The sequence below is a fragment of the Bradyrhizobium sp. genome (assembly GCF_016462955.1).
GTDB lineage: Bacteria > Pseudomonadota > Alphaproteobacteria > Rhizobiales > Xanthobacteraceae > Bradyrhizobium.
The window spans coordinates 1-5,000 of sequence record NZ_JAEMSD010000494.1 but is presented as its reverse complement, the minus strand read 5'-3'; the positions used below and the strand labels follow the sequence as shown (position 1 = coordinate 5,000).

The window sequence follows — 5,000 nt, the reverse complement described above, 5'->3', positions numbered from 1 at the left end:
ATCGCGATCTACGCTCACGACATCCCGCTGCAGTTCTCGCCAGCCGCGGAGCGCGAGGCGGAAGTCGCCGAGCCCGCCAACCTGAAGGGCCGTGAGGACTGGCGCGATGTTCCGCTCGTCACCATCGATCCGCCCGATGCCAAGGATCACGACGACGCGGTCCACGCCGAGCCCGATCCTGATCCCAACAACAAAGGCGGCTTCATCGTCAACGTCGCCATTGCCGATGTCAGCTTCTACGTCCGGCCGGGCACCGCGCTCGATCGCGATGCGCTCGACCGCGGCAACTCGGTCTATTTCCCCGACCGCGTCGTGCCGATGCTGCCCGAGCGCATCTCCAACAATCTCTGCTCGCTGGTCCCGGGCGAGCCCCGCGGCGCGCTCGCGGTGCGCATGGTGCTCGGCCCCGACGGCCGCAAGCGCTCGCACAGTTTTCACCGCATCCTGATGCGCTCGGCTGCCAAGCTCGCTTACGCGCAGGCGCAGGCCGCGATCGACGGGCGGCCGGACGACACCACCGGCCCCCTGCTCGATCCGATCCTGAAACCGCTCTACGCCGCCTATGCCTGCGCCAAGCGCGCGCGTGACGAGCGCGACCCGCTCAATCTCGATCTGCCCGAGCGAAAGATTTTGCTCAAGAGCGACGGCACGGTCGACCGCGTCGTCGTCCCCGAACGGCTCGATGCGCACAAGCTGATCGAGGAGTTCATGATCCTCGCCAACGTCGCGGCGGCCGAGATGCTGGAGAAGAAAACGCTGCCGCTGATCTACCGCGTGCATGACGAGCCGACGCTGGAGAAGGTCCACGCGCTCAGCGAGTTTCTGGAGACGCTCGACGTCCCCTTCGCGAAATCAGGCGCGCTGCGCCCGACGCTCTTCAACCGCGTGCTGGCCCAGCTCGAGGGCCACGACTATTACCCGCTGGTCAGCGAGGTGGTGCTGCGCGCCCAGGCGCAGGCCGAGTACTCCTCCGAGAATTACGGGCACTTCGGCCTCAACTTGCGCCGTTACGCGCACTTCACCTCGCCGATCCGTCGCTATGCCGACCTCGTCGTGCATCGCGCGCTGGTGCGCGCGCTCGGGCTCGGCGAAGGCGCGCTGCCCGACAGCGAGACGCCGGAATCCTTAAGCGAAGTCGCCGCGCATATTTCGCTGACCGAGCGCCGCGCGATGAAGGCTGAGCGCGAGACCGTCGACCGCCTGATCGCCCATCACCTCGCCGATCGCATCGGCGCGAGCTTCCAGGGCCGCGTCTCCGGCGTCACCCGCGCCGGGCTGTTCGTCAAGCTGAGCGAGACCGGCGCCGACGGGCTGATCCCGATCCGATCCCTCGGCACGGAATATTTCAACTATGACGAGAGCCGTCACGCCCTCGTCGGCACCCGCAGCGGCACCACGTACCAGCTCGGCGATGTCGTCGACGTCCGCCTGATCGAGGCGGCGCCCATTGCCGGCGCGCTGCGTTTCGAGCTGTTGGGCTCGGCCAGCGAAAACACCCCGCGCAGCCGCCGACAAGGCCCTCAGCGCCGCCCCTCGTTCAAGGCCCATCCCGGACGCAGCCCGGAGCGAAAACGCAAGCCGGAAAAGTCAAAATCCGGCAAGGCGAAGAAGGGCAAGAGCAAGGGCAAGGGCAAGAAGGGCAAGGCATGGTGACGATGAGCACGGCGCCGAAGATCTGGACGCGCGAGACCGGCCTCGTCGAGAAGCGCGACGTCTGGACGGCGATGAAGCGCGGCTTCCGGGGCCGCTGCCCGCGCTGCGGCGAGGGAAAGCTGTTCCGCGCCTTCCTGAAGACGGCGGATCATTGCGCCAAATGCGAGCTCGATTTCACGCCGCATCGCGCCGACGATCTGCCTGCCTATCTCGTCATCGTCATCGTCGGCCACATCGTGGTGCCGGCCGTTCTGTGGATCGAGACCAACTACACCACGCCGGTCTGGATCAGCTTCGCGGCCTATCTGCCCTTCACCTTCATTGCCTCGCTCGCGCTGCTGCAGCCCGTCAAGGGAGCTGTGGTCGGCTTGCAATGGGCTCTGCGCATGCACGGGTTTGACGAGAACCCGCCGGATGGTATTCCGCCTGTGTAAGCAACAAGCAAGAAAGCGGGTTTGGGTGAGGACATGACGGATATTTCGCCGGCCGAGGAGAAGGCAAAGGTTCACGAGGAGAAGGAAGCCGACCATCATCCCTATTTCCGCCCGAGGGATGCGGCGACGCTGATCCTGGTCGATCGCAGCGGAGCCGTTCCGAAAGTTCTGGTCGGCAAGCGCCACGACAAGGTGGTCTTCATGCCCGGAAAGTTCGTCTTCCCCGGCGGCCGCGTCGACAAGGCCGACTACCGCGTGCCCTGTGCGGCGCCCATTACCTCGGAACTGGAAGCCAATCTCGCCAAGGGCAGCCCGAGGACGCCGGCTTCGCGTGCGAAGTCGCTGGCCATTGCCGCGATCCGCGAGGCCTGCGAGGAGACCGGTCTCTGTCTCGGCCGCAAGGCTGAGGGCAAGGTGCCCAAGCTCGACGGCCCCTGGAAGCCGTTCGCGGATGCCGGCCTGCTGCCTGATCCGTCCGGCCTGTTCCTGATCGCCCGCGCGATCACGCCACCCGGCCGCGTCAAGCGGTTCGATACGCGTTTCTTCACCGCCGATGCCTCCGCGATCACCCATCGCGTCGAGGGCGTGATCCATGCCGATGCCGAACTGGTCGAGCTGGTCTGGGTCGAGCTCGGATCGAAGCCGCTTGCGGATCTGCACCCGATGACACGCAACGTGCTCAACGAGCTCGACTCCCGCCTCGCCACCGGCCCGCTCCGTCACGACGCGCCGGTGCCGTTCTTCCATTTCTACGGCGGCAAGATGCAGAAGGATGTTTTGGGCTAGGTCGTCGTTCGGCGTCGCCGTTGGCGCCAAGCTCTCTCTCCTCGGTCATTCCGGGGCGCGCGCAGCGCGAACCCGGAATCCATTCATCCACCGTCTCCGCAGTTCGATGGATTCCGGGTTCGCGCCAAGAGGCGCGCCCCGGAATGACGTGCTGAGAGAGCATCGAAAAACAAAATAATCTTCCCGCCTCCCCCGATGGCGGAGTTCCGCCGCGTCCCTATGTTTTTCCGCAGCGTCACCAAGAACGGACCCCGGGCGATGGCACAACGGCAACTCAAGCTTGGCGCGTTCATGCGCCCGATCAGCATCCACACCGGCGCATGGCGCTATCCCGGGGCCTGGCCTGACGCCAATTTCAACTTCTCGCACATCAAGGCGCTGATCCAGAAGCTGGAGGCCGGCAGGTTCGACGCGTTCTTCATGGCCGATCACCTCGCCGTGCTGAACATGCCGATCGACGCGCTCAAGCGCAGCCACACCGTGACCTCGTTCGAGCCGTTCACGCTGCTGTCGGCGCTCGCGGCCGTCACCGAACGCATCGGCCTTGTCGCGACCGGCTCGACCACCTTCGACGAGCCCTATCATGTAGCCCGGCGCTTTGCTTCGCTCGACCATCTCAGCGGTGGCCGCGCCGGCTGGAACATCGTCACCACTTCGAACCCGGATGCCGCGCTCAATTTCGGCCTCGACGACCACATGGAGCACGCCGAGCGCTACAAGCGCGCCCGCGAATTCTACGACGTCGTCACCGGCCTCTGGGATTCCTTCGCGGACGATGCCTTCGTGCGCGACGTCGAAAGCGGCCTGTTCTTCGATCCCGCGAAGATGCATGTGCTCGACCACAAGGGCAAATACCTGAAGGTGCGCGGCCCCCTCAACATCGCCCGCCCCGTGCAGGGCTGGCCGGTGATCGTGCAGGCCGGCGCCTCCGAAGACGGCAAGCAGCTCGCCGCCGAGACCGCGGAGGCCGTCTTCACGGGCGGCGGCAGCCTCGCCGACGGACAAAAGCTCTATGCCGACATCAAGGGCCGCATGGAGAAGATCGGCCGTGACCCCGAGCATCTCAAGATCCTCCCCGGCGCCTTCGTCGTGGTCGGCGACAGCGTCGACGAGGCCAGGGAGAAGCGCGCCTTGCTCGACAGCCGTGTGCATTACGACAGCGCCATCGCCTCGCTCTCGGTCATCCTCGGCACAGACGCCTCAATCTTCGATCCCGATGGCCCGCTACCCGAAATCCCCGAGACCAATGCCAGCAAGAGCGGGCGCGAGCGCACGATTGCCCTGGCGGCCCGCGAGAAGCTCACCGTGCGCCAGCTCGCCCAGCGCGTCGGCGGCTATGGTGGCCTGTCCTTCGTCGGGACGCCTGAGACCATCGCCGACCAGATGGAGGAATGGCTCGTCGGACGGGGCTCCGACGGCTTCAACATCATGTTCCCGTTCGTCCCTGCCGGCCTCGACGATTTCGTCGACAAGGTCGTGCCGGAGCTGCAGCGCCGCGGCATTTTCCGGAAGGAGTATGAAGGAGCCACTTTGAGGGAGAATCTGGGCCTGCCGCGGCCCAAAAACCGGTTCTTCGAGGCCTGATCGGGCCGTTTCGGGTGCTTTTCCGGGTGTAAAACCTTGACATCAGGCGGTTTCTGGCTAGGTTGCCGGCCAACGCGGGCCGTTTGGCCGGCTCCAGATTCCCATCATTTCTGAGGTTCAGAACATGGCCAAAGCGGTCACCATCAAGGTCAAGCTCGTGTCCTCGGCCGACACCGGCTTCTACTACGTCGCCAAGAAGAATTCGCGCACCATGACCGACAAGCTGGTCAAGAAGAAGTACGATCCGGTCGCACGCAAGCACGTCGAATTCCGCGAAGCCAAGATCAAGTAAGATCGCGGGACGTTGCAGACTTTGACGGGGCCCTCTGGGCCCCGTTTTCATTTTCGCCGCTGCGCTCAGATCTCGCCGGGCGGCTTCTTCTCGGCGTGCGCTCCGGCTCTATCCGGCCATATGCGCCCCGGACCTTAGCTGGCGTGGCTTGCCCGTCGGCATACCCAGCATATGCGCCGGGAAGCTGCCGATCGAGCGGCCTGAATCATCCCCTGCCCACCCCGCCCGGCGGCAAGTGAGGTGGAGCATCG

Annotated in this window: 5 protein-coding genes; all 5 read left to right on the top strand. The window is 65.4% G+C overall.

Annotated elements, in window-relative coordinates; genetic code table 11:
• A partial coding sequence (gene rnr, locus JHD07_RS32635; RefSeq protein ID WP_291629620.1) for a ribonuclease R occupies positions 1-1,653 on the top strand: 1,653 nt, incomplete at its 5' end.
• Positions 1,647-2,087: a DUF983 domain-containing protein gene (locus JHD07_RS32630; protein ID WP_291629618.1), complete on the top strand. Its 441-nt coding sequence runs from the start codon at positions 1,647-1,649 to the stop codon at positions 2,085-2,087. The genes rnr and JHD07_RS32630, both read left to right, overlap by 7 nt.
• A gap of 33 nt (positions 2,088-2,120) precedes the next feature.
• Positions 2,121-2,873: an NUDIX domain-containing protein gene (locus JHD07_RS32625; RefSeq protein ID WP_291629616.1), complete on the top strand. Its 753-nt coding sequence runs from the start codon at positions 2,121-2,123 to the stop codon at positions 2,871-2,873.
• A gap of 258 nt (positions 2,874-3,131) precedes the next feature.
• Positions 3,132-4,457: an LLM class flavin-dependent oxidoreductase gene (locus JHD07_RS32620; protein ID WP_291629614.1), complete on the top strand. Its 1,326-nt coding sequence runs from the start codon at positions 3,132-3,134 to the stop codon at positions 4,455-4,457.
• Positions 4,458-4,581: 124 nt separating this feature from the next.
• Positions 4,582-4,749, top strand: a complete 168-nt coding sequence (gene rpmG / locus JHD07_RS32615; RefSeq protein ID WP_007603295.1) for a 50S ribosomal protein L33 — start codon at positions 4,582-4,584, stop codon at positions 4,747-4,749.
• The last annotated feature ends 251 nt before the right edge of the window (positions 4,750-5,000 follow it).